Source organism: uncultured Fluviicola sp., from assembly GCF_902168135.1.
GTDB lineage: Bacteria > Bacteroidota > Bacteroidia > Flavobacteriales_D > Crocinitomicaceae > Fluviicola.
Genome location: NZ_CABHOL010000034.1, coordinates 34,119 through 59,436, shown reverse-complemented (window position 1 = coordinate 59,436; position 25,318 = coordinate 34,119). Strand labels below are relative to the sequence as shown.

The 25,318-nt window shown below is 41.5% G+C and carries 19 protein-coding genes; 12 read left to right on the top strand and 7 right to left on the bottom strand.

The window, feature by feature from the left end; translation table 11 throughout:
* Positions 1 to 149 precede the first annotated feature (149 nt).
* The 5 genes from QZT69_RS12735 to QZT69_RS12715 form a co-directional block, all read right to left on the bottom strand.
* A complete protein-coding gene (locus tag QZT69_RS12735; RefSeq protein WP_294674720.1) occupies positions 150 to 1,331 on the bottom strand; it encodes an acetyl-CoA C-acyltransferase in 1,182 nt (393 codons plus the stop codon).
* 29 nt (positions 1,332 to 1,360) lie between these two features.
* On the bottom strand, positions 1,361 to 3,766 hold the full coding sequence (locus tag QZT69_RS12730) for a 3-hydroxyacyl-CoA dehydrogenase/enoyl-CoA hydratase family protein (RefSeq protein ID WP_294674718.1): 2,406 nt from the start codon (positions 3,764 to 3,766) through the stop codon (positions 1,361 to 1,363).
* A 40-nt stretch (positions 3,767 to 3,806) separates the two neighbouring features.
* Entirely contained in the window at positions 3,807 to 4,256 is a 450-nt protein-coding gene (locus QZT69_RS12725) for a MarR family transcriptional regulator (RefSeq protein ID WP_294674717.1), read from the bottom strand.
* 75 nt (positions 4,257 to 4,331) lie between these two features.
* A complete protein-coding gene (locus QZT69_RS12720; protein WP_294674714.1) occupies positions 4,332 to 4,739 on the bottom strand; it encodes a PaaI family thioesterase in 408 nt (135 codons plus the stop codon).
* 3 nt (positions 4,740 to 4,742) lie between these two features.
* A complete protein-coding gene (locus QZT69_RS12715; RefSeq protein WP_294674712.1) occupies positions 4,743 to 5,219 on the bottom strand; it encodes a hypothetical protein in 477 nt (158 codons plus the stop codon).
* Positions 5,220 to 5,359: 140 nt separating this feature from the next.
* On the opposite strand from QZT69_RS12715, the gene QZT69_RS12710 reads away from it, so the two are divergent.
* The 7 genes from QZT69_RS12710 (at position 5,360) to QZT69_RS12680 (ending at position 14,404) form a co-directional block, all read left to right on the top strand.
* Positions 5,360 to 6,034, top strand: coding sequence for a DUF2461 domain-containing protein (locus tag QZT69_RS12710; protein WP_294674710.1), 675 nt, complete (start codon positions 5,360 to 5,362; stop codon positions 6,032 to 6,034).
* A 3-nt stretch (positions 6,035 to 6,037) separates the two neighbouring features.
* A complete protein-coding gene (locus tag QZT69_RS12705; protein WP_294674708.1) occupies positions 6,038 to 8,170 on the top strand; it encodes a S9 family peptidase in 2,133 nt (710 codons plus the stop codon).
* Positions 8,171 to 8,260: 90 nt separating this feature from the next.
* On the top strand, positions 8,261 to 9,304 hold the full coding sequence (locus QZT69_RS12700) for a Fic family protein (protein WP_294674705.1): 1,044 nt from the start codon (positions 8,261 to 8,263) through the stop codon (positions 9,302 to 9,304).
* A 95-nt stretch (positions 9,305 to 9,399) separates the two neighbouring features.
* Complete coding sequence (locus QZT69_RS12695) at positions 9,400 to 11,490, top strand: thiamine pyrophosphate-dependent enzyme (protein WP_294674703.1); 2,091 nt, start codon at positions 9,400 to 9,402, stop codon at positions 11,488 to 11,490.
* Between the two features lie 3 nt (positions 11,491 to 11,493).
* Positions 11,494 to 12,144, top strand: a complete 651-nt coding sequence (locus QZT69_RS12690) for a hypothetical protein (protein WP_294674702.1) — start codon at positions 11,494 to 11,496, stop codon at positions 12,142 to 12,144.
* Between the two features lie 89 nt (positions 12,145 to 12,233).
* Positions 12,234 to 13,160, top strand: a complete 927-nt coding sequence (locus tag QZT69_RS12685; protein WP_294674700.1) for an LpxD N-terminal domain-containing protein — start codon at positions 12,234 to 12,236, stop codon at positions 13,158 to 13,160.
* Positions 13,157 to 14,404 (top strand): GAF domain-containing SpoIIE family protein phosphatase, encoded by a 1,248-nt coding sequence (locus QZT69_RS12680; RefSeq protein ID WP_294674698.1) that lies wholly within the window; start codon positions 13,157 to 13,159, stop codon positions 14,402 to 14,404. Before QZT69_RS12685 ends, QZT69_RS12680 begins: the two co-directional genes overlap by 4 nt.
* Before the next feature lie 112 nt (positions 14,405 to 14,516).
* On the opposite strand, the gene QZT69_RS12675 is transcribed toward QZT69_RS12680, so the two are convergent.
* Both QZT69_RS12675 and QZT69_RS12670 read right to left on the bottom strand, forming a co-directional pair.
* On the bottom strand, positions 14,517 to 19,703 hold the full coding sequence (locus QZT69_RS12675) for a C25 family cysteine peptidase (RefSeq protein ID WP_294674697.1): 5,187 nt from the start codon (positions 19,701 to 19,703) through the stop codon (positions 14,517 to 14,519).
* Positions 19,704 to 19,712: 9 nt separating this feature from the next.
* Positions 19,713 to 20,819 (bottom strand): hypothetical protein, encoded by a 1,107-nt coding sequence (locus QZT69_RS12670; protein ID WP_294674696.1) that lies wholly within the window; start codon positions 20,817 to 20,819, stop codon positions 19,713 to 19,715.
* 138 nt (positions 20,820 to 20,957) lie between these two features.
* On the opposite strand from QZT69_RS12670, the gene QZT69_RS12665 reads away from it, so the two are divergent.
* The 5 genes from QZT69_RS12665 (at position 20,958) to QZT69_RS12645 (ending at position 25,315) form a co-directional block, all read left to right on the top strand.
* Positions 20,958 to 21,758, top strand: a complete 801-nt coding sequence (locus QZT69_RS12665; protein ID WP_294674694.1) for a CDP-alcohol phosphatidyltransferase family protein — start codon at positions 20,958 to 20,960, stop codon at positions 21,756 to 21,758.
* The gene (gene purS / locus QZT69_RS12660) at positions 21,742 to 21,993 is read left to right on the top strand and encodes a phosphoribosylformylglycinamidine synthase subunit PurS (RefSeq protein WP_294674692.1); all 252 of its coding nucleotides are present in this window, start codon (positions 21,742 to 21,744) and stop codon (positions 21,991 to 21,993) included. The genes QZT69_RS12665 and purS overlap by 17 nt, the downstream gene beginning before the upstream one ends.
* 3 nt (positions 21,994 to 21,996) lie before the next feature.
* Entirely contained in the window at positions 21,997 to 23,550 is a 1,554-nt protein-coding gene (locus QZT69_RS12655) for an aldehyde dehydrogenase (NADP(+)) (RefSeq protein ID WP_294674690.1), read from the top strand.
* A 98-nt stretch (positions 23,551 to 23,648) separates the two neighbouring features.
* Positions 23,649 to 24,623, top strand: a complete 975-nt coding sequence (locus QZT69_RS12650) for a hypothetical protein (protein WP_294674688.1) — start codon at positions 23,649 to 23,651, stop codon at positions 24,621 to 24,623.
* A gap of 125 nt (positions 24,624 to 24,748) precedes the next feature.
* Positions 24,749 to 25,315: a hypothetical protein gene (locus QZT69_RS12645; RefSeq protein WP_294674685.1), complete on the top strand. Its 567-nt coding sequence runs from the start codon at positions 24,749 to 24,751 to the stop codon at positions 25,313 to 25,315.
* Positions 25,316 to 25,318 lie beyond the last annotated feature (3 nt).

Below are 25,318 nucleotides of genomic sequence, written 5' to 3'. Positions count from 1 at the left end.
TTGCCTTTGTGTAGCCACTGTGCCTTCGCTGACCGCATGTCGCCAAAGCTTTAGCGGCGGTACAAGCTACAGCATAATCGTTTCGGCAGAGCAAGGTCAGCGCAGGCGCAAGAAAAATGGCGTTTTAAGTTTTTATGAAGTTGGAGTACTTACTTCAGCAATTCGATCACACCTGCGGCACCTTGTCCGGTTCCTACACACATGGTTACCACTCCGTACTTTTCTTTTCTGCGACGTAGTTCGTTGATGATTTGTACAGTCAATTTGGCTCCGGTACATCCAAGCGGGTGTCCCAACGCGATTGCTCCGCCGTTGACGTTCACGATATCCGGGTTTAGACCAACTTCGCGTATCACCGCCAAAGACTGGGAAGCGAATGCTTCGTTTAATTCGAATAAGTTAATGTCGTTCAGGTTCATTCCCGCTTGTTTCAATGCTTTTGGGATTGCGTCTACCGGCCCGATTCCCATGATGCGCGGTTCTACACCAACTACGGCATAACTGTGCAGGCGTGCAATCGGTTCGATATTCAACTCTTTCATCATTTTCTCAGACATGACCATTACGAAAGCAGCTCCGTCGGAAGTTTGTGAAGAGTTTCCGGCAGTTACACTTCCCATAGCATCGAAAACTGGTTTCAATTTTGCTAGCCCTTCAATGGTAGAAGCACGCGGTCCTTCATCGGTATCGACAATGAATTTCTTCGTTTGTCTTTTTTCATTTTCGTCCAAAAAGATGTGTTCTACTTCAATAGGAACGATATCTTCTTTGAATCTCCCTTCAGCAATAGCTTTTAGTGCCTTTTCATGGGATTTCAAAGAAAATAAATCCTGATCTTCCCGGCTTACTTTGAACTGTTCTGCAACAGCTTCGGCAGTCAATCCCATTCCCCAATACCAGGTCGGATTTTCCTTTCCCACTTTCGGGTTCGGGACAATTCTCCAGCCTCCCATTGCCATAACCGACATGGATTCCACGCCGCCAGCAATAATACAATCTGCCATTCCGGCTTCAATTTTTGCCTGCGCCAGGGCGATCGTCTCCAGTCCGGAAGAACAGTAGCGATTGACAGTCATTCCCGGAACTTTATCGGTTTTTAATCCCATCAGGGAAATCAAACGACCCACGTTCAATCCTTGTTCTGCTTCCGGAGTTGCATTCCCCACGATTACGTCGTCGATGCGTGTTTTTTCTACTTGTGGAACGCTTGCAACGAGGTGTTCGATTACACGTGCTGCCAAGTCATCAGGGCGGTAGAACCGAAATCCTCCTTTTCCTGCTTTTCCAACTGCTGAGCGGAATCCCGCTACGATATATGCTTTTTGTGACATGATTTTCTTTTTTTGATTAATCTAAACGATTAGTTTCTCAAAATTTTACCTGATTTTACTAAGCTCTCCAATCGCTCCAAAGTTTTGCGCTGCTGACACAATTCTACGAATGCTTTTCGCTCCAGGTCCAATAAGTATTGTTCGGAAACGACTGTGTTTTCGCTCAAATCACCACCGCACATGACCCAGCCTAATTTCTCGGAAATAACCTGGTCGTGCTCAGACATGTAGTGTCCGGATTTCATAGAATTAGCACCGACGTAAATGATTCCGAGTCCTTCCTGGCCAAGAACAGTGATGTTTTTTTCTCTTTTCGGAGCAATGTATCCTTTGTCGGCTAATTCCAATGCAGCGGCTTTTGCCCGGGTTAATTGGTATTCGCGAGAAACGATCACTTCATCTGTTCCCGGTCTTAAGTAGCCCAGGTCGAATGCTTCATAAGCTGAAGTTGAAACTTTCGCTTGTCCTATTGAAAGGAAGCGTTCACGCAGTCGGTTGATTTTGATATCACCGTCTTTTAATTCTTCGGAGAAGCGTTTTGCAAATTCTTTCGAACCGCCGCCTCCGGGAATCAAACCAACACCAAACTCAACCAATCCCATGTAAAGCTCCGCATGTGCAACGACTTTATCCGAATGCATGGATAGTTCACAGCCACCACCCAAAGCCATATTATGCGGAGCTACAATTACAGGGATATTGGAGTATCGAACACGCATCATCGTGTCCTGGAATGCTTTTACGGCGAAGTTTAATTCATCGTAGTCTTGTTCGACCGCCATCATGAATATCATCCCGACATTTGCTCCTGCAGAGAAGTTTCCGCCGGTGTTCGAAATAATTAAACCTTTGTATTCTTTTTCGGCTAAATCAAGTGATTTGTTGATCCCCTCAATCACGCCGCCGCCGATTGTATTCATTTTCGTGTGGAATTCCAGGTTCAGAATCCCATCACCCAAATCTACTAAAGTTGTATCTGAATTTCCCCAAACCTTATTGGTCTCACGCAATGCATCCAGGATTACCAAATGCTCTGTTCCCGGAATGACCTTGTATGATTTTGAAGCAATGTCGTAAAAGTATTTTTTACCACCTTCGGATTTATAGAACGTATTGTTTCCTGCTGCAACGAGTTCTTTTACCCATTCGGCAACGGTGTATCCTTCGCTTTCCGCTAATTCAATTCCTTTCTTCACACCGATCATGTCCCAGTTTTCAAACGGTCCGTAAGTCCAGGCGTATCCTGAGCGGATTGCATCGTCAATACTGAAAAGCACATCTGAAATTTCGGGAACCCGTTGAGAAATGTATGCAAACAGCGAGGCGTAATGTTTTCTCAATAAATCTCCGGCTTTTGATTTGTCGAGCAATAACATGCCTAAACGGGTTTTGAGATCCGGAGCCTGTTTTGCCATTTCCAATACCGGGAATTTGGCTTTTTGCATCTGACGGTATTCCAACGTTTCCAAATCAAGTGCAAAGCGGTTGACATTACCGGCAGCATCCTTTTCCTTGTAATAAAATCCTTTTTTGGTCTTATCTCCCAGGAATTTATTTTCGATCAGGAAGTTTAATACCTTCGATTCTTTTAGGTCCTTTACCATTTGGTCGTTCGGAAGATTAGCCTGTAGTCCTTTTGTAACATTATATGCAGTATCTAAACCGACTAAATCGCCCAACTTGAATGTCCCGGTTTTCGGGCGTTCAAGAATAGCACCCGTTAGCGAGTCTGCTTCTTCAATCGTGAGACCAAGGTCCTGAGCCAATTCCATCACTTTTGCCATGGAATAAACCCCAATGCGGTTTCCGATGAATCCGGGCGTGTCTTTACACAATACGGTTTTTTTTCCGAGTATTTTGGAACCGAAAGACATGTAGAAATCGATGATCTCCGGAGCTGTTTCTTTCGTTGGAATAACCTCTAATAAAGGTAAGTATCTCGGCGGATTGAAAAAGTGTGTTCCGGCGAAGTGTTTTTTGAAATCGTCGGATCTTCCTTCTAACATTAAGTGAATCGGAATTCCGGAAGTGTTTGTTGAAACCAGAGTTCCGGGTTTACGGAATTTCTCCACATTTTCAAAGACCTGCTGTTTGATGTCCAAACGTTCGATAACTACTTCGATAATCCAATCCACATCGGCAATTTTTGCCATATCGTCTTCAAAGTTTCCGGTTTTAATTCGGGAAGCGAAAGACTTGCGGTAAATTGGGGAAGGATTGGAAGTCAATGCAAACTGCAGCGCTTCATTCACAATGCGATTCCTTACGGGCTTACTATCAATTGTGAGTCCTTTTGCTTTCTCAGCATCGTTGGGTTCTTTCGGAAGGATGTCAAGAAGCAGGACTTCACATCCGACATTGGCAAAGTGACATGCAATTCTGGATCCCATGACTCCGGATCCTAAAATTGCCACTTTTTTAATGTGTCTGTTCATAATTGATTTTTTATTGAATCCGTTTTTACGGATATATATTTCACTCTTCTGATGGATTCGAGTTTTCCTCGTCCAAAATGTCCTGGATTTGGTTCACAACTGATTCGAAAATATCGATGTGTTCTTTTGGAATACGCTCAATGACTTTATTGTTGAATTCGAAAACAACGTCGCGGGCAATGTAGCGCGCTTTTAGACCTTCTTCTGTAAGGAAAATGCGTACTATCCGTTTGTCGAGTTTATCTTCTTCCCGGCGAATGAACCCTTTTTCTTCCATGGTTTTCAAAGTCCGAGAAAGACTGGTTGGTTCCATTCCCATTCGCGGGCCTAATTGAGTGCTTGGAGTTCCTTCACGGTCAATATGAAGAAGAATGAAACCAACAGACATACTAATACCATAGCTGTTTGCTCGTTGGTTGTACATGCGCGACATTTTGTGCCATGTTAATCGAACATCTAAGTCGATGAGGTACTGGGGCTTATTTTGCATACTGTGAACTTGTCACGAATATACAAAATAATATTATGTGTGCATAATAAAGTGAATACTTTTTTTTGAAGGGTATTACCAGGGGTCCGGGTGGCGAAAAACGGTTCCGTTAAATTTAGCAATAATTTTTTGATTTTGGTTATAAACAATTGATTCATAGCGTCCAATTGTTTTTCCGCAGTTGATTTCCTTGCAGATTACAAGTAGTTCATCATTTACTGCTACCGGAGCGATGTGTGCAATAGAAGTTTCGATACTTACCGCTTTTTGTCCGCGGCTGTTTGCTGCGAAAGCTAGGGCTGAGTCTGAGATAGAGTAGGAGATTCCGCCGTGTGCAGTTTGGTGTCCGTTCACCATTTCGGGGCGAACCGTCATGGATAATTTACAATATCCGGGTTCAATTTCAAGAATTCGGATGCCTAACCATTGAGAAAAGGCATCCTTGCTCATCATTTCAGTGACAATATCCTGAGGTGTTCTCATGTGTTAGTCCAAAGATCTGGAAAGTAAAGAGATCATAGCTAAAATCACAATGAACAATTGCGTTGCAGTTTCGTCATCTAAAGTAACTCCTTCCGCATCTTCCATCCCAATTTCCATTGCCATGAATTTTACCAGGTCCGGCTGATCTGAAAAATCTTCCAAAATAGTTTCATCTTCACTTTCGAAGTATTCATCGAGCAATTGAAAATAAGGTTCTTCAAACTCATCGATTTGTTCATCAGTTACGCTTTTCGGATGCAGCCCTGCTTGGGAATAAGCTTCCAGGACAACCGTGAAATAATAGATCAACAGGCTTTCCAACCCTTCGTTTTGATATTCCTGTGCTGCCGACATGATGTATCCCAAAAGGACAGGTTGTGCAGTTGTTTGTGCTTCCGATAATCTGTCTAATGCGTTATCGTCCAGGCTATCTACTTTTTCGATAGCTGCTTCAATGTGTCCTATGGAGACTTGTGCCATGTATTTTTGTTTTCCGACAAATGTACTGTAATCTTTAGAGAAATGAGTCTGATAAGAGGATTCATTTACAGAAAATCGTACTCTTAAAAAACTGTAAAAATCAACAAGTTTGCGAATTAGATAAATGCTATCTTTGGCTCATGGCATATTTTACAAAAGATTATCTCGATTTCTTTATTGAACTGGCTGCAAACAACAATAAAGATTGGTTTGATTTAAACAGGAAGCGCTACGAAAATTCAGTAAAGAAACCTTTTGCAGATTTTGTTCAGGCTTTTATTGATCATTTGGCAAAGTCACATCCTTCATTTAAAGATTTAAAAGCGTCCGAATGTATTTTCCGGATCAACAGAGATATTCGATTCTCTAAAGACAAGACTCCCTACAAGACCATGTGTTCTGCAGTGGTAGCACCAAATGGCAAGAAGTCGAAAAGTATACATGGCATCTACTTTGAGTTTGGACCGGAAGAAGTGCGTGTCTATGGTGGTGTTTATGAGATTGAAAAAGAGGATCTGTTTTTGGTGCGTGAAGGAATTGCTCACAATCTGAAAGAATTCAATTCTCTGATTGCAGATAAAGAATTTGTCAAAGTATTTGGCGAAGTTAGAGGAGAACGCAATAAAATTGCTCCGAAAGAATTCAAGGAAGAAGCGGAGAAACAACCGTATATTCTCAATAAGCAATGGTACTTCTTTACAAAGTTCGATGCGGAATTGATTTTGCAGGCAAACCTGATAGAGACACTGGATCATTGCTTTCAAGTTGGTTTGCCGCTTGAAACGTTTTTTAATAAATTCATTCAAAGACCATAATTTATGAATAAGTATGTTGGGTTAACATTATTTGTTATCCTAGGATTTGGGGCGGTTGCCCAGAAGAAGCAATTGACACTTTCAGATGCAGTAATGCAGCAGAACAGGGCTTTTAGAGATGAACAGTGTAATTCAATCACCTGGATCCCGGGAACAGATTCTTACGTTTATGTAAGTAACAATTACCAAACCATGTACCAGGCTTCCGTGAAAAAAACGGACCCGGAGCAATTGTTTACTATCCAGGATGTAAATAAAATTCTGGGATCACAGTTATACAATTTTTATGGGTTTTCCTTTAAAAACGAGTATGAGCTGGTGTTAACAGACGGGAATAACTATTATTTGCTGAACCTGAAATCAAAGACAGGGTCCAAGCTGGTTACTGTTGCGGATGAGGGTGCCGGTGCGGAGTATGAAATGACCTCCGGAAGTGTTGCGTATACGGTTGAGAACAACTTATGGATCGTTAACCCAAAAGGCGAAAAGATCGCTGTCACTTCCAATACGGATAAAAACATTGTTTCCGGACAAGCCATTGCCCGAAGTGAATTCGGGATCTCAGACGGTATTTTCTGGTCCGGAAAAGGGAATTACCTGGCATTCTATCAAAAAGACGAAACGAATGTGAAGGAATATCCTTTGGTAGATGTTACAAAAATTCCTGCCGAATTGATGAGTATTAAGTACCCAATGGCCGGACAAGGTTCGGAAAAACCGAAGGTGGGAATTTATTCTGTTTCAGATAAAAATACTGTTTATATAACTCCAAAAGGAGCGGCAGACAATTATCTTACAAACCTAAGTTGGACACCGGACGAGAAATTTGTTTTGATCGCTGAAGTAAATCGTGAGCAAAATCATATGTGGCTGAATCAATATGACGCAAAAACAGGAGCATTTGTCAAGACTATTTTAGAAGAACAGCATGAAAAATGGGTGGAACCGGAACACCCTGCGTTTTTTCCAACGGCGAACTCGAATAATTTCGTGTGGATCTCTGAAAAGGACGGATTTAATAATTTGTACTATTATTCATTAGATGGTACTTTGATCAAGCAATTGACAGCCAACAAGTTTGTTGCGAAAGAGATTTTACAATCAATTAATAAAGGGAAAGAAATTGTATTTGCAGCAACCGGCACAAGTCCATTAAATACCCTTTTCTATGCCGTTGATTTAAATGGAAAGCAGCGTTGTCTGACATTGGAAGAAGGAACGCATGGAATTGTGATCAATGATATGGGAACTTATCTTATCGACCAATACTCTTCACACTCAGTTCCGGGAAAAGTCGAATTAAAAACAATTACAGGCAAAATCACCAAAACACTTTCTGTTTCAAAAAACAAGTTGGCCGATGTGCAGATCGGGACGGCAGATATTGGACAAATTAAGGCGGAGGATGGTTCTACCTTGTATACAAGATTAATCAAGCCTAGTAATTTCGATTCGAATAAAAAATATCCGGTGATGATTTATGTTTACGGTGGGCCGCATGCACAGATGATCACCAATTCCTGGTTAGACGGAGCAAACTTATGGATGTACTGGATGGCAGAACAAGGTTACCTGGTATTTACATTGGATAATCGCGGGTCCGGGGAGCGAGGTTTTGCTTTTGAAAACCAGATTCACCGTCAATTGGGGAATGTTGAAATCAAAGATCAAATGAAAGGGATTGATTATTTGAGATCGCTGCCGTATGTGGATACATCTCGTTTTGCAGTTCACGGATGGTCGTTCGGAGGTTTTATGACAACATCCTTAATGTTGAAGCAGTCCGGGACATTTAAGGTCGGAGTTGCGGGTGGTCCGGTTACTGACTGGAAATATTACGAAATAATGTATGGTGAGCGTTACATGGATCGTCCGGAGGAAAATGCCAAGGGATATGAAGAAGCGTCGTTATTTACACATGCAAACAAATTAAAAGGAGATTTGTTGTTAATCCATGGAACAGTGGATGACGTAGTAGTTCCCCAGCACAATGATGCATTGATCAAGAAGTTCATAGATCTTGGAATTCAGATTGACTTTTTCCACTATCCGATGCATAAACACAATGTGATCGGAAAAGACAGGGTTCATTTGATCCAAAAGGTACTGGATTACATTATTGAACATAATAAGTAATTCAATATTTTAAGAGAGAAGATTACTTCTCTCTTTTTTTGTGAAAACCAAAAAAAATGACTAAATTAGTCATGAAAAATATTGTCAATTATGAAGGGAGTGATTCAAAAGGCTAGAAAATCAAAAGGAATGCGTTCTCGTGAACTTGCAAATTTGCTTGGAGTGGATCAATCCTTGATTAGCAAATTTGAAAACGGGAAGCGGCTGCCAACTGAATCACAACTTGTTCAGATCTCAAATATTCTTTCTATCAACCTGGATGATTTAATGAAAGCCTGGTTAATGGAAAAGGTTTTGTCCGAGGTAAAACAATATGCATTTGCAGATGAGGTTTTGTCAATGGTTCAGGAAGAATTGGCAAGTTATTATCCCAAAAGAAAATTTGAAGATTTATCCATTGAAAAAACTTTAGGGGAAATAGATGAGTTAAAGCGTCAACTGGATCAAATCAGAGAGTTTGAAAACCATCGGATTACTGAAGCTTTGGAGTTGGAATACACCTTTGAGAGTAATCGGATTGAAGGAAACACCTTAACCCTTCGTGAAACAGATCTTGTAATTAACAAAGGATTAACTGTTTCCGGAAAGAGTATGAGAGAGCATCTGGAAGCAATTAATCACGGGGATGCAATTCACTACGTAAAGGAATTGATTTCCAAAGAATCTGTACTTACAAAAAAAGAAGTTTTAAGTATTCATAATTTAATTCTTCGGGGGATAATTCCCGAAGAAGCAGGGAGATATCGAAGGATTCAGGTAATGATTCAGGGAAGCGGTCACGTACCTCCCGCCCCCTACCTGGTTGAAAAGCAAATGGAAGATTATTTCATTTGGTATGAAAGAAACAGGTTGAGCCTGCATCCAATAGTCTTAGCTGCGGAAATGCATGAACGCTTAGTGACCATTCATCCCTTTATAGATGGGAACGGAAGGACATCCCGTTTAATCATGAATATGATCTTATTGCAAAACGGATTTGTAATTGCAAACATCAAAGGTGATAATACATCGCGTTACAGCTATTACGAAGCACTTGACGAAGTTCAAACTTCCGGAAATAAGGATGCTTTCATTCGTTTTGTAGCTGAGGTTGAAAAACAAAGCCTGGAAAGATATCTTTCTATTTTGAAGTAAAGGTATATTTTGTTAGGAATAGCACCGATTATTCTGTTCATATACGAATCATTTCCTTTTTGAATCTTATCTTTGTTACAAAATACATCCCCAAAATGGCAGATATTCTTTCGAAGACCATAAACTCTACTGTGAAGACAAGCAAAGATGTTTTGTTGAAAGCATTCCGATTAATGGCTACGGCAAAAACACTTGCAGAAAAATATGAAGCGAATAAAGAGGTTACGGCAAAATATGTTCATGCAACTTCCAGAGGGCATGAGGCAATCCAGCTGGCTGTTGGTTTGCAGTTAAAACCCCAGGACTGGGTTTCTCCATATTATCGTGACGATAGTATTTTGTTGGGTATTGGTATGACTCCTTATGAGCTGATGCTACAGGTTTTTGCCAAAAAAGACGATCCGTTTTCAGGTGGAAGGACTTACTATTCACACCCTTCTTTGAAGCGTGATGATATGCCTAAGATTCCGCATCAGTCTTCTGCAACCGGTATGCAGGCCATTCCAACTACGGGAATTGCGATGGGGATTCAATATAAAGAAAAAACCGGTCTTGCTGAAGACTTTAATGGTGAAAATCCGGTTGTTGTTTGTTCTTTGGGAGATGCTTCCTGTACAGAAGGAGAAGTTTCCGAAGCCTTTCAAATGGCTGCTTTAAAACAATTCCCGATCATTTATTTGGTTCAGGATAACGGATGGGATATTTCAGCAAATGCAGCTGAGACAAGAGCCCAGGATATTAGCTATTATGCTCAAGGATTTAAGGGGATTGAAGTCAGAACAATAGATGGAAGTGATTTTGATTTGTCGTACCAAACTGTTCAGGAGGTTTTTGAAATCGTAAGAAAGGAAAGAAGACCCTTTATTATTCATGCGAAAGTTCCGCTTTTAGGTCATCATACTTCAGGTGTTCGAAAGGAATGGTATCGTGATGATTTGGAAGAAGCTGCGACACGTGATCCTTATCCGAAACTAAAGGAAATCATTCGTGAACTTGAAGGAGAAGCGGATATCATCAATATTGAAGCAGATGTGCGCAAGTTGGTCGATGAAGATTATGAAAAAGCGTTGAACGCTGAAGATCCGCAACCGGCAAGTGTTACAGATTTTATTTTTGCGCCATCTCCGGTTACGGAAGAGAAGGGGGAGCGCGAGCCGGCAGGGAAGAAGAAAACTGTTATGGTTGACAGTGCTTTATTCGCTGTGCGTGAAATTATGTCTGAGCATCCGGAAGCATTGCTTTACGGACAAGACGTCGGAGGAAGGTTGGGTGGTGTTTTCAGGGAGGCTGCTACGCTTGCTCAAACTTTTGGTGATGACCGTGTTTTCAATACTCCGATCCAAGAAGCATTTATTATCGGTTCCACGGTTGGTATGTCGGCCGTGGGTTTAAAACCGTTCGTAGAAGTTCAGTTTGCAGATTATATCTGGCCGGGATTGAACCAGTTATTTACGGAAGTTTCCCGTTCCAATTATTTGTCCAATGGAAAATGGCCGGTTAGCTGTGTGATTCGCGTTCCGATCGGAGCTTACGGATCAGGTGGTCCTTACCATTCATCGAGTGTTGAGTCCGTTTTGGCAAATATTCGCGGAATTAAAGTAGTTTACCCATCTACCGGAGCCGATTTAAAAGGACTGTTAAAAGCAGCGTATTATGATCCGAATCCAGTAGTAATTCTTGAGCATAAAGGTTTGTACTGGTCTAAAATTGCCGGTACAGAAGGTGCTATGTCCATCGAACCGGATGAAAATTACATCATTCCGATCGGGAAAGCCCGAATCGTGCAGGAAGCTTCCGCTGCAGCAATAGAAAAAGGGGAATCTTGTGTGGTTATTACTTACGGACGCGGGGTTTATTGGACTTTGGAGGCATCTAAACAGTTTGAAGGAAAAGTAGAAATCCTGGATCTTCGTTCCATTAATCCGCTGGATATGGAAGCCATTACTGCTTCTGTTGAAAAGCACGGAAAAGTGTTGCTGGTAACGGAGGAATCTGTTGAAGCATCCTTTACACTTGGTCTGGCAGGAAGAATTCAAAGAGATTGTTTTCAGTATTTGGACGCTCCGATTGGTTTGGTCGGCGCGATTGATACGCCGGCTATTCCTTTAAATTCAACGCTGGAAGCAGAATTGCTGCCGAATGCTGATAAAGTACAAGCAGCCCTTGAAAAGATTTTCAACTATTAAAGGATGAATCAAAACTATCCGCCTAAAGTTAGGTCGATGCTGGAGCGATTAGCATTGATTAAAACCGATCTTTCAGGAGTGACTATGTCGGTTTCTCTTGACAGAAATTTTAAAGACTTACCTGAAACCAATGAGATCTTATCTTCAATTACATCGGAAGATAAGAATCGGTTGTTAATGGCTTTGGAACAAGCGTTTGCAAATAAGGATTTAACGCGGGTTATCGCTTTGTATTCTTATATAGTCTTGTTTCAGGAAACGGATCAAACCAACATCAAACAAGAAGTTATTCGTTATTTTCTTCTCTATATTAAAGAGCAAAAAAATGATGCTGAATTGAATGCGATGTTCTTGCACCCAGGCTTTCCCGGCTTAGTTTCGGGGTTAAATGATAGGGAATTAACCGATTTACAGTTCAAACTTTTCTCAAGATATTTAGATGATAAAACAGCTATAGGTACACGAATTGTTGGGGTTCAGAAAAACTTGCCTTTAAGTGAAGATCAAAAAAAAGAGGTGTTGAATTATCTTGATGAAATTAAAGCAGAAAAGGAGAAAGTTGAGAACAAAAGGAATCGTAACCGGTCAATTATCATAATCGTTCTTGTAGTTACATTGTTCATAATACGTATGGTGTTGCGCACGCGTTCATGAGTGATTTGTAAACAATCCTGATTTTATAAGTAATTAATTTTTTAAGGAAATCGATTTCATAAGGACTTACTTTTATAGAGAGAAAGTCTATGAAAATCGGAAGTATACATACCATTGGTGCGATTGCACAGTTTTTGGGCAGAAAAGTAGTTGGAGATGAATCCCTGATCGTAACCGGGATAAATGAAATACATCGGGTGGAACCGGGAGATTTGGTTTTTGTAGACCACCCGAAATATTACGATAAAGCTTTGAATTCAGCAGCTTCTTTTGTATTGATCGATCGTGAAGTGCCTGTTCCCGAAGGGAAAGCACTTATTGTTTCCCCGGAACCATTTGACGATTACAATAAACTAACGAAAAAGTTTTCTCCATACAGACCACAGATGTCTATGACGGGCGAGAACTGCCAGATTGCAGATTCAGCGCACCTTTCTCCGAATTGTTTTATCGGCCACGATGTGATCATCGGTGAGAATGTAACCATTCATCCGGGAGCCTATATAGGAGATGGCACCGTTATAGAAGAAAATGTAATTATTGGCCCGAATGCAGTGATCGGTCATTATGCTTTTTACTATAAGAAAAAAACAACCGGTTATGATCGAATGCACAGCTGTGGCTTTGTTTATATTGAAAAAAGTGCAGAAATAGGGGCCGGCTCAACAATTGATGCCGGTGTCAGTGCAATCACACGCATCGGTGAAGGAACCAAGATCGATAATTTGGTACAGATCGGCCACGATACCATTATTGGAAAGAACTGCCTTTTTGCTTCCCAGGTTGGAATTGCAGGCTGCTGCACGATTGGTGACAATGTTACCTTATGGGGACAGGTTGGCTGCGCTTCAGGAATTACAATCGGAGACGGAGTAGTTGTTCTGGCTCAATCCGGGATAGGGAAAGATTTGGAAGCTGGGAAAACCTATTTCGGCACTCCATGTGATGAAGCAAAAATAAAAATGCGCGAATTGTTTACTTTAAAAAATCTTGCAGAGTCGGGAAATAAGAAATGAAAGTCGAAACCCGCATAGCGAATTTAGAATCACGGGTCGAATTGGGCGAGTTCCGATTGAATTCTCTGCTGGAACTAACCCGTGCAATTGCCACAAATCAAAGTATTGAGCAGATTGTACGCATGTTTGAATTCGTAATGCGTGAACAATTAGGTTTCGACCATTTCCTGCTGTTTAATAAGGAAAACGATTGGAGTCCGCTTTTAAAAGTGGGACTAAAAAGCAAGCTTAAGGATATTGCTATCGAGAAAGAATTGTATCGTTTTCGGGAAATCACAGTGATTGAATCCAGTTATTCTGCAATCATTGATGAATTCGATATCATTGTTCCGGTTTTTCACAAAGACAAACCACTTGCTTATTTGTTGATTGCCGGTATTGAGCGTTACGGGGTCAGAAAGTCGGAAACACTTGCAGATATGCGATTTGTCCAGACATTGACCAATATGGTTGTGATGGCAATTGAGAACAAACGGATGGCGCGTGAGGAATTAAAACGGGAACGTTTGAAAAAGGAACTGGAAGTTGCCTCAGAAATGCAAAAACTGCTTTTTCCATCTGATTTACCCTCAAATAAGCAAATGGATATATCTGCAAAGTATATTCCACGTCATGAAGTTGGAGGAGATTATTATGATTTTATTCCACTCGGAGACAATAAGTATGTAATTTGTATTGCGGATGTCAGTGGAAAAGGAATCAGTGCGGCTATGTTAATGGCTAATTTCCAGGCTACGATCCGCACATTTTATTCGACAGTTTACCAAATCCGTCCTTTCTCCCTGGAATTCCTGATCGAGGAATTGAACAAAAAAGTCATGACCAGTGCGAAAGGAGAGAAGTTTATTACATTTTTCATTGCGGTTTACGATGCCGGAACCCGTGAATTGAATTACGTGAATGCGGGTCACAATCAGCCGATAATTACAAACGGAAAAGAAAAAAAACTGCTCGATATCGGGTGTGTGGGGTTAGGAATGTTTGATGAAATGCCATTTATCCAGGTCGGAAAAGAAGTCCTTAAACCAAATACAACATTAATTCTTTACACGGATGGAGTGGTGGAATTGGAAGATGAAAAGAATTGTCATTTCGAACTGGACCGCCTCATTAAAATCTACCACAATTTCTACCGCTTGAGTATGGAGGATATGAATAATATCGTTTTTTCCAAGTTAGATGAATGGCGCGGGAATCGCAAATTGGTGGACGATACGGCGATATTTTCCTGCAGGTTTTTCTGAGACTTTGGTCTTTACGAACTTAAATGTTGAAGGATATATAAACTGCATTTTGTCATTGCTTTGCTCAGTTTTCCCAAACCGTGTTTGCTCTTATCGAAAGCAGTACTTTTTCTTATCTCATCAAATACATCTTCCCGAAATTCTTCTTGAAATATTGGTCTGCACCTGATTCTCGCTGTTTGATATCTTCTCCGTTGATTTTAGCCATTACCTGGTAGAGGTAAACTCCATTTGCCAGCTGGTCACCGAATTCATCCTTGCCATCCCAGGCATATTCAGATATGTTTCGCCCGATCCGGATCAATCCCATTTCATCTTCCGTAATTTCTCTTACCACCCGTCCGGAAACAGTCATGATTCGTATGATGATGTCGTCAGGAACTTCGGTTCCCGTTAGCGTGAATACAAATCGTGTGCTTGTAGAGAATGGGTTCGGATAATTCATCATTTGAGTTATCGAAGATTCCCGGATCACTTCAAAATTTACTTTGTATTCATAATCTCCCGAAATGTTTCCGGATCTGTCCGTTCCCTGTACAAAAAGCTGATAAATCCCATCCTGCAGGAATTCTTTCGGATAGACAATCCTGAACTTCATGTTTTGTCCGTTTGCCGGATACCACTGCATAATGGTGTTTCCACTGCCATCAATAAACGGAATGCGTTTTTGAACACCATCCGGACCGGTAAGGTAAATTCCGAATAGCGTGGTATCGCTGATGTGATCCATAATCATATACGGATTGTCATCTTTTAATGTGATTAAAATTTCACTTGTCGGATCAATAATATCACCGTTTAAGATGTGCTGACCATTAAAAGTTACGTCAAGGATTGGATTCTTAGTGTCTTCTACAACGAAAATCGGAAGCTGCAGGATGTTATTGTAATGGTATTGTTCCAATTGATCCGTTTGGACCACTGAACCGTTTACATAGGGGTTAACTTCCATCCACAAGATGTTATAACCTGGTCGCGCGATTGAAGTGAACTGAATGGTATCTCTCAGGACCTGATGGGTTCGCAAAGAATCCTGACGGGGATATGGAATGATGTGTTTGATGTGCTGCTGATCTTCCAGCCAGTAATCAATTAGCAGGGAGTCCATATCAAATTCGCTGACATTCACGACATCTACTGCAAAAGCATAATCTTGTCCTTCATATAAAGTGTCACCGCCCACAGATGCAAAATACCCGGATGATCCGTCAATAGCAGCTTCAGGAACCGGCTGATAAAGAACGTGTATACGATCAATCTGGGCCGGAGTTAAATTCGTTTTGTCAGAATTATAGATACCAATCCTGATTTTAGGATAGGTTGCCGCATTTACAAGGTTATTGAGATTGATAATAGAGTCAAGGGGAGTAAACATGGTGTCAATTGTCCCTGCTAAGCTATTGTTGACATCAAATCGTTCGATAAAAATGCGGACACTGTCTGTGGAAGGAGATTCCAGCGAGTCCCTTCTCCAGTATAATGTTTCCCATTGAAATGCCGGACCGATTTGAGGAGTTTTTTCAATGCCAAGATAATCGGGTTTATAGACATTTGCATTCAGTTGGAGTCGCAATCCGGGTTCAGCGGCATTTGGGAAGTTTTGGGCATCCTGCGGCCACAGTTTGATCTGATTGTGTGCCATCGTTCCTTTTTTGAAAAACACTGCAAACGGAGCCTCCGGGTTTGTCGCATTGATCTGAGGGAAGCCCAGGTTCTGAAAAAGTGTATATGTAGCCGGGGAATTGGTACTCCAATCCGAGTAATAAGTTTTGATAGGAGTATATATCATCACATAATTGCTGTCGGGAATCCCGTTTTCAATCATGTTGATAAAGTTGGCCATAGATGCAGCACTGGTTTGGTCGAATATAAAGAACTTTTCGAATCGGTCTCTGAATCCTGGGGGTGCATTGTTATTTAAATTCCCGAAATTCATGGAAGGATCGTTGTTACTATGATCTGAATCTCCGTTTCCGCATCCCGGGCAATGCGTTTTCCAGGGTTCCAGTAAAATCGGATCAAGCACAGCTACAAAGATATGGGGTGAAGACCCATAAGTTGCATACTCCATCAGGTTATTATCCAGAGACCAACTGTTGTAAGCGGATGGAAAGTCAAACACATCGATTGTAACCTTGTGTAGCTCATTCGGTACAAAATCTCTGGTTCTTGCATTTCGGTTGTAAAGAATACTTGAAAAACTATTATTCTTAAACTGGAAGAAATGATCCTGTCCCCATCCTCGTTTACCGGGGATGTATTGGAAAGAGAATTCTGACCAGCTGGGAACGGTGCTGTCTACTGCAACTCGCCAGAAATAAACGGTACTGTCGGTGCATATTAACGGGAAAGGTGATCCGAAGGCAGATAGCCATTGGTTTGGCTGTACATATTTCACACCCCCCAATCCTGTTACGGAAAAACGTCTGAGCTGCGGGCTGTCATAAGTATCGGTCGTATCCAGTTCGAAACGATATGTTCTTATCCCGGCTATCGGATTGATGGTAGAGGCTTTTACAGTTACAGTATCATATGGAACGACTGCGTAATTATAAGGCCAGATTGGCAGCATTCCGTCAATGTTCAAAAAGAAGTTTGCACTTGCCTGGTTGTTGGAGATTTCCTCGAATTGCTCGTTGTGTGCGTTGGGGATATCTACTGAAACCGTAAAGGTATTCACCCCGCCGCTGATCGATGGTTGTAACGGGAATTTTCGTTTGATAAGCGTATCGTAATTCAGACGGGGTAAGAACAAGGTTTTCATGGAGTCAACTGCTGTTCCTGGAAAGTTTCTCCGGATCTCTACGTAAACCGGTCCCTGGATCGATTTTCCTATATTCCGGATGGTAAATGTCAATTCGATACTGTCAACGGAAAGGTTCACGTTATTTGGGCTAAGACTCAGGTCAGCAACCTGGATGTCGATTTCGGGAGCTGTGCTGTAATTTACTTTGAGCATCGGGTCTCCGTGAAGTGTCATTTGAGTACATGCCGATTCCTGATAGACAGATCCGTCGGATAGAGTAGGAGCATATTGGCTGTAAATGTGATGGACGGTACTTTTAATTTGTGAACCAAATGTTTTCCCGTAATTCTTATATGAAAACTGCTTGTAGAGTTCGGTCGAATAAACAGCAAGCGGAGAGTCATAGCCAACGGATATCGTTGATAAAAAAGCAATTGCACCTTCATTCGGAATGTTAACGAAATTCTCAGAAGTAGATGTCCCCGATTTGAAAATGTTTCCGTTATAACAGGAATTCCCGATTACGATAGGGTATTTCCCAAAATTGTTCCAGTTGCCCGGTTCGTCGATATTGATCTCAAAACCATTATTGGAAGCCGCGGCATGACCAAAGAAATTCATGATTGAAACACCATCCTCAATTTTTTGAGTGACGGATGTCACTACGTTCGGATCAAGCGGATTACTGGAAGTTTTAAAATAATTGGTCACATTTCCGGCAAAAACCGTATCCTCTACAATATTCTTCATGCCGTTCATATAGCTTTGGAAGAATGTTTGTTGCTGGATGTCAGATCCACCTACGAAATGTAGTATTTGTTTCTGCCATTTTTTAGTGGTAGAATAATTGAGGCCGACATTGTTTTGAGCGTCTTCGTATTGCTCGATCTTAGAAAGATAATTTTCTACTTCTGCATTAGTTGTCATGGAAAGCCTCCCGGTTGGAAGCAGTGGTTCCCAGGTTGTTGGGCTGAGCAGACAGGCTGTTGTGGCAATATCGCTTGCCGGATATCCCATTGGCGGAACCAGGCAGTTTGCAAATGCGCTTGGATCATAACGGGTTTCACCAACAGTTATTCCCTTTCCGATTAACAATAAACCTTCCGGTTTTTGCGTGCTGTTGTCATAGATGAAATCTACAAAACGACGAATTGCAACCGGATGTTTGATGATACCGCTCGAAAACTGCAGGTACAATTCTTCAATATTTGCAGAAAGTACATTGTGAGAGCCCCCGGTGGTTGATGAACGATAGCTGGCATAGGAATCTTTACTGCTGGCAAGCGATGGATGATAAACAAAAATAAGCGCAGAATCAATGTTCATCGTGCCGAAATCCGTGAAAGTCCCTGTTCCGTTTACAGGAGTTAACTGCCCAACGGGAATAGCATTATTCATGTCAACAGCGATTACTTCTGTTTCATTACTCCAGGTATTGTTTGGAATGATAAACTGGAATGCTCCTCCGGTATAAGCCGGGATTTCGTATCTCGGAACAGATCCAAAACTTAAAATCAAAGGGGCAGATGCAACCAGGTTAGTCAGGTCAATACGACTTTTTACATTCCCGTTTTGAACGAAGAACCGGTCGGATGTCTGGCCATATGAGTGCGGAAGTCTTGGATAGGACAGCATTACATAAGTAAATACCTGTCGGTCGATCGCAATATTTAAATCCGCAATAATTTCGTGGTTGATGCCTGTAATACCATTTGTGAGGTCTGTTGCCTGGAATTGCCTGATAACCTTTACCTGATTATGGTTCCTGTAGGTTGTATCAATCATGAGTAAATTGGCAGAACCGAAAGTAAGCCTGGTATGATGGTTCGGATCCTGGGTTTGTGCAGTTTGAGCTTCAGAAGTGGCGGAGATCCTGCATTCTACTTTGACGGGTAATGCCCCCGGGCCAGTGTATACATTTGGGGTTTCTACTCCAATACTCGATGAGACGTTTGTTGTAGTAGCAGAAATTTCCGGCAGACCGAAACCTTCTCCTTTGGAATAAATAGATCCGGATGCTTCGCCGTAAACAACCCCTTCACAATAGCCGCTTCCGTAACGGCTTCTGAATTCGTAGCGCACGAAGTCACTTGGCGGGTAGTTGGAATAGTTTTGGTCCGGCTGAAGAACGAACCGAAGTCCGCTGCCTGAATTCTTCCAGGAGAAAAAATAAGTGATCGTGTCGTTGATCAAACTATATCCCGGATTGGCCATTTGTCCCGGATTCGGGTACATGACAGAGTCAAGCCAGCCATCATTTTTGTAAGCGTAGAATAAGAAATAATCTCCGGGATCAAAGGAGTTATCACCATTGTCGACCATGTACAAAGGAATTTCTTTGTCTTTTCCGAAAACCTGGAAGCTGGATGGATTAATACCGGAAACCGGAACCCCGTTATTGCTTAGAGCAGCATAATCGATTTTATATAAACCGGTCTGAACAATTTTAAATCCGTAGAATTTTTGGGAATAATCGATCCATTCATTCCCATAGGGCTGACTCCACGCAAGAACAGGAAAAAAAATTAGTAGTATTAAGCAGAGTTTTTTCATAGGCTCTTCTTATTCATCTATTGTTTTCATAGCATTTTTAGGTTTATTCAATGCAAGTCTTAATGAAATGACATGTGAGTACAATGCTGTTGATGCATCACCGATATCCGTAAATGCGTAATCTAAATATACGGCTTTAATATGTAATCCAATACCAATATTTGGTTGAATGGTTAATTTCTTTGAGTCATCAAAATTCTTGATATACTGCATGTTGGAAATTCCGCCGCGCAAAGTAACAAGGTCTTTAAATCCAAAGGCAATTCCGACATGTGGATCGAAACTGACAACATTTGTTTTGATGATTGTATTTCTTTTCCCGTCCGTTGTCATGTCTAAATCCAACTCTCCGGAAACGTAAAGGCCTTTTTTACCTAATGGCTGTTTGTAATAGGTTCCCAGTATTAATCGCGGAAGGGTCAATTCAAGCCCGTTTTTCGGGATTTCGTTCCCTGTAAGTGTAAAAACTTCTTTCGTTTGATCATCCAATGTGAAAATCCAGGCATTGAAAGTTGAAGTAACGTCGCGAAGTACGGCTCCGAATTTCAGGCGTTCGTTTTTCTCGTAAGTGGCTCCGGCATCCAAACCGAATCCCCAGGATTTTGCGAAATCCCCCACTTTCCGGTAGATTACTTTGAAGTTTCCTCCCAGTGATAATCCCGGAACCTTGGTTTTGCGGGCATAGGAAAACAAAAATGCGTAATCTGCTGCTGTAAAGGTTGTGATCTTATCATAATCGATGCGTCCCTCATTGTCAATGAGTTGGGTGGTATTTGGAATGTCATCCACCGCAAAACGGATTATGGACAACCCGACCGCACTTTTTTCATCGATCTGGTGAGCCAATCCCAAATAATCGTATTTGGCAATTCCGGCAAAGTATTCCGAGTGCATCAAACCAATGTCGAGCCACTTATTGGTGCGCGCCAAACCGGCCGGATTCCAGTATCCGCTATTGACTCCGCTTGTTTGAGCCACAACCGCATTGGAAAGTCCCAGAGCATCCGCCCCGATACCGATTGCTAAAAATTCGTTGGAATATTTCGGTGCTAATGAACCTTGTCCGAATGACAGGAAAGAGCAAGCAGTAATGCAAACAATTAGGTAAAATTTCATAGTATACAAGTTCCTCACGATTGCTATTAACTGCATCTTTTATAAAAAATTGTGTATCCCGATGGTTTAATGATAAAATCGAAGTGTAAATTTACACCTTTTTGAAAGATTTAAACTAACAAAATATTCATTTACCGGATGAAAATGTTCAATATACCTAATTTGATCACTGCCAGCAACATGCTTTGCGGAGTCTTTGCAATCATCCTGGCTTTTGCCGGAAGAATTGATATCGCACCGTACTTTATTTTTTTGGCAGCTATTCTGGATTTCTTCGATGGATTTGCAGCCCGCCTTTTGAAACAGCAAGGAGAATTGGGAAAACAATTGGACTCTTTGGCGGATATGATTTCGTTTGGTTTGGCTCCTGGGATGATTATGTTCAACATATTACTTTTTACACATTCAGGCAGTGTCCATAGTTTTTCAGGGTTTTGGTTGAATGGATGGATACATGAAGTAAGCATGATGAATTGGGAAGCTTACATTCCGTTCGTAGCCTTGATCATCCCATTCTTCTCACTTTTCCGCTTGGCAAAATTCAACATCGATACCCGTCAATCGGAATCGTTTATCGGTCTGCCAACTCCGGCAAACACCATTTTTTTCATGGCGTTTCCTTTATTGCTTTCTCAATATGGCGGAACAACAGGTTGGGAACATGATCTGATTATGTGGCTCATTCAGCCGGTGGTTTTAATCCCGATCATTGTGGTGATGTCGGTGCTTTTGGTTTCCGAGCTTCCATTATTTGCTCTTAAATTCAAGCATTTTAAATGGAAAGGGAACGGTACGCGCTATGTTTTCTTAATAAGTTGTGGAATACTTATTTCAACTTTATTGATTTGGTCCATTCCAATTATTGTACTTTTGTACCTGATATTATCATTTATTCAATACATTCTTCGAAAAAATCGAGCGCATGAAATTCAAAGCTGAAATCGATGTGATGCCATTAGAGGCATTGTTAGACCCACAAGGGAAAGCAGTTACTAACAGTATGCCTACAATTGGTTTGCCTGAAATTACAGGTGTACGAGTTGGAAGACACGTACGTCTTTTTGTGGATGCACCTTCAAAAGAAGCAGCAACTGAAAAAGTGGAGTTGGCTTGTAAGAAATTACTTTCAAACCAAATCATGGAAAGTTACTCATACACTGTAGAGGAGGCGTAAGCCATGAACTTTTTAGGCAAGAATCACATTGGTTACCAGGCTAGCGCTTTTGGTAACCATGTTTTTTTTGGAATAGACCCAAGAAACAACCAGCCATTTGAAACACCTTTCCGCCAGGCCTCTCCCGAGGAGGTAGATGAGGCACTTACCAAATCACAGGAAGCATTTGAAACTTATCGATTAATTCCAATCGAAAAGCGGGTTCAGTTCCTGAAAGCAGTCTCGGAAAAATTAAAAGCAAATAAGGAAACGCTCATCCATTGGTTTTGCGCAGAAAGTGGTTTGCCTCAAGACAGGGCAGAGGTAGAATTTGCACGTTCCTGTTTCCAGTTTGAATTCTACGCGAAAGCCGTTGAAACAGGATATGCACTGGAAATAAAACTGGACGCAGCTGATCCGGATAGAAAACCGAATCCGAAACCTTCCCTTACAAAATTGAATATTCCGGTTGGACCGGTAGTAGTTTTTGGAGCGAGTAATTTCCCGTTTGCGTATTCTACTTTGGGAGGTGATGTGGCTTCGGCGCTTGCAGCTGGTTGTTCTGTTATTGTAAAAGCACATGCGATGCATCCGCATACGAGCTCAATTTCAGCCCATTTTATCCTCGAAACAGCAAAAGAACACGATATGCCGGATGGAATCCTGTGTCACTTGCTGGCGGAAGATTTTACGGTTGGCCAACAATTAGTGCAAGATCCACGCGTAAAAGCAGTCGGATTTACCGGAAGTATAGCAGGTGGAATGGCTCTTCAGAAATTGATAAACGAACGAAAAGAACCGATTTCGCTTTATGCAGAAATGGGAAGTTCCAATCCTGTTACGGTTACTAAAAACGCTTTGGAGAAACGCGCTTCTGAAATTGGGAAACAGATCAGTGCTTCCGTTTTATTGAATGCAGGGCAGTTTTGTACTTCTCCGGGCTTGCTTTTTGTGGAAGAAAGCGCAAACTTGAATGCTTTTAAAGAAGAACTTATACAGGCTTTCTCACAAAGTGAATTACAGTGCATGCTGCATCCCGGTATTTCAAAACGCTATTTTGAACGAATAGAGGAACATGCCGCATTGGTGGATGTGATTTATGCCGGAAAACGCCATGGAAACTTCATTCAGCCGACTTTAGCAGAAACCACTGCTGCCAATTTTATTTCAAATCCCCGAATCCAGGAAGAGATTTTCGGTTCTTACCTGACCATAGTGAAGTGCTCCGATGAAGTTGAACTAAGCATGTGCCTGCAGTTATTGGAAGGTCAATTGACCAATAGCCTCTATGCGGAGGCCGGCGAAATCAATCGTTTTCTGCCTGTTCTAACGGCAAAATCCGGACGGATAGTCTATAATGGTGTGCCAACCGGAGTGGAGGTGAGCTTTGCCCAACAGCATGGCGGACCGTTTCCGAGCAGCCTGAATTCTTATTTTACTTCCGTAGGCTGGGATGCAATCAAACGTTTCCAGCGGCCGGTTACTTTTCAAAACTTCCCGCAAGAATTAATTTCTAAAAAGGTGGAACTCAATGAAAATGTTCATTTTTTACATTTTCTTAACGGAAAATACGAATAACCGTATTGGTGAGTCGAATTAAAAACACTTTATTTGTCCTGATGAATTCCCTATCGTTCATTAGTTCTATTGTTATATTTGTATTTAAATTTTAGATTATGTCAGAAGAATCAGGCTCAAAGAAAAACATGACACCGGCACTAACAGCGATTATTGTTTTGTTGGTTGTGTTATTAGGAACGATGACTTATTTGTGGAGTTCAAAAAACGGCGCTTTGAAAGAAGCAACGAAGAAAAATGAAGAGCTTCAAGCGGACATCGAAGAAATGAACAAAATGATGGCTCCGTTCTTAGGGAGTGAAACCACCAACGACTTGATGTCGGATTTCACTAATATGATGGATACATATGATGCATTAATGAAGAAAGATGCATCTAAATCTGATAGCTTGAATGCTCAGAAAGACAAGATTCAGGGATTGATGACTGAGTTGGAAACAGCGAAAAAGAATGGTCGTGTAACAGCATCATTGATTGCGAAGTTGAAGCGTGAAAACGAAACATTGCGCCAGATTATGATCAGTTACGTAAAACAGATCGACCAGTTGAATACCATGAACCTGAAGCTGACTTCAGAATTGGATGAAACTTCCTCGCAATTGGCAGAAACACAGACAGAACGTGACACTTATAAAGGGCAGGCTGAGCAAAGTGCCGAGCAGGTTCGTAAAGGATCTAAACTCAATGCGTATGGTTTTTCATCAACAGGTTTGCGCATGAAGCTGAATGATACAACCGAACCTACAACGAAAGCTCGTAACTGTGTTCAGGCGAAATCAACATTCACGATCGGTGAGAACAATATTGCTTCAGCAGGAGATCGTTCGGTTTACATGCAGATTATTGATCCGGATGGTAAAACATTACAAGGTCGTTCAGGAGGTACTGCAAGTGCTGTCGATGGTGGAAATTTCGTTTATTCGGCTAAGCGCGATATTCAGTACGGAAATAAGGCAATTGACGTGACCATTTTCTACGACTTCAACGGTGAAGAGCCTGTAAAAGGAAATTACAAAGTTAAAATCTACTGCGACGGTCAGGTTATCGGTTCCGATAGCTTTACGTTAAAGTAAATAAATAAAGAGATGTTGGCTCCGGGATTATTTTTTAGTTCCGGAGCTAACTGTTAAAAAGGAATAAACGTTGAAACGTTTTAGGTAAATTAGTCGGACGAAAGTCCAATTTTAAAGTTAGGTAAATGACAAATATTTTTATCGCAAATCTCGATTGGGAGATTACATCGGAGGATTTGCAAGCAACGTTTTCAGCGTTTGGTGCGGTTCACTTGGCTCACGTAGTGTTTGATGCTAAGACAAAACAGTCTAAAGGCTTTGGATATGTCGAAATGGAAAGTGCGGAAGAAGCGATCAATGCAATTCAGGCGCTGAATGGTTTCGAAGTAAACGGGCGTAAGCTGGATGTGAAAATTGCTTCCCCGAAAGCAAATCGTCCGAAACCGGAAGATAAACCGAAGAAACCAGCTTATGGTAATAAGCAGGGAGGTTTTCAAAAGAAGTTTAATAACAACGGTCCAAGACAAGGAGGTCAGGGCGGTGGCGGAGGTTACCGATCCAATGATCGCAATTCGAATGACCGCGGTTCAAGCTACAACCGTGAGGGAGGAAGTGGAAGCTCAAACTACAATCGTGGTGAAGGAGGTAGTTCCAACTATAATCGCAATGACCGTAATGAAGGAGGAAACTCTAATTCCGGATCAGGATCAGGTGAGCGTACAATGCGTCCACGCAGAAAATTTGATAACTAACTA

Excerpts from the sequence above, each read along its gene's own strand:
- QZT69_RS12665 (WP_294674694.1), top strand. The coding sequence starts at position 20,958 with ATGAAAATGTTCAATATACCTAATTTGATCACTGCCAGCAACATGCTT.
- QZT69_RS12720 (WP_294674714.1), bottom strand. The coding sequence starts at position 4,739 with ATGAGAACACCTCAGGATATTGTCACTGAAATGATGAGCAAGGATGCC.
- QZT69_RS12715 (WP_294674712.1), bottom strand. The coding sequence starts at position 5,219 with ATGGCACAAGTCTCCATAGGACACATTGAAGCAGCTATCGAAAAAGTA.
- QZT69_RS12735 (WP_294674720.1), bottom strand. The coding sequence starts at position 1,331 with ATGTCACAAAAAGCATATATCGTAGCGGGATTCCGCTCAGCAGTTGGA.
- QZT69_RS12650 (WP_294674688.1), top strand. The coding sequence starts at position 23,649 with ATGTCAGAAGAATCAGGCTCAAAGAAAAACATGACACCGGCACTAACA.
- QZT69_RS12645 (WP_294674685.1), top strand. The coding sequence starts at position 24,749 with ATGACAAATATTTTTATCGCAAATCTCGATTGGGAGATTACATCGGAG.
- QZT69_RS12710 (WP_294674710.1), top strand. The coding sequence starts at position 5,360 with ATGGCATATTTTACAAAAGATTATCTCGATTTCTTTATTGAACTGGCT.
- QZT69_RS12675 (WP_294674697.1), bottom strand. The coding sequence starts at position 19,703 with ATGAAAAAACTCTGCTTAATACTACTAATTTTTTTTCCTGTTCTTGCG.
- QZT69_RS12685 (WP_294674700.1), top strand. The coding sequence starts at position 12,234 with ATGAAAATCGGAAGTATACATACCATTGGTGCGATTGCACAGTTTTTG.
- QZT69_RS12695 (WP_294674703.1), top strand. The coding sequence starts at position 9,400 with ATGGCAGATATTCTTTCGAAGACCATAAACTCTACTGTGAAGACAAGC.
- QZT69_RS12725 (WP_294674717.1), bottom strand. The coding sequence starts at position 4,256 with ATGCAAAATAAGCCCCAGTACCTCATCGACTTAGATGTTCGATTAACA.
- QZT69_RS12655 (WP_294674690.1), top strand. The coding sequence starts at position 21,997 with ATGAACTTTTTAGGCAAGAATCACATTGGTTACCAGGCTAGCGCTTTT.
- QZT69_RS12690 (WP_294674702.1), top strand. The coding sequence starts at position 11,494 with ATGAATCAAAACTATCCGCCTAAAGTTAGGTCGATGCTGGAGCGATTA.
- purS (WP_294674692.1), top strand. The coding sequence starts at position 21,742 with ATGAAATTCAAAGCTGAAATCGATGTGATGCCATTAGAGGCATTGTTA.
- QZT69_RS12700 (WP_294674705.1), top strand. The coding sequence starts at position 8,261 with ATGAAGGGAGTGATTCAAAAGGCTAGAAAATCAAAAGGAATGCGTTCT.
- QZT69_RS12680 (WP_294674698.1), top strand. The coding sequence starts at position 13,157 with ATGAAAGTCGAAACCCGCATAGCGAATTTAGAATCACGGGTCGAATTG.
- QZT69_RS12670 (WP_294674696.1), bottom strand. The coding sequence starts at position 20,819 with ATGAAATTTTACCTAATTGTTTGCATTACTGCTTGCTCTTTCCTGTCA.
- QZT69_RS12730 (WP_294674718.1), bottom strand. The coding sequence starts at position 3,766 with ATGAACAGACACATTAAAAAAGTGGCAATTTTAGGATCCGGAGTCATG.
- QZT69_RS12705 (WP_294674708.1), top strand. The coding sequence starts at position 6,038 with ATGAATAAGTATGTTGGGTTAACATTATTTGTTATCCTAGGATTTGGG.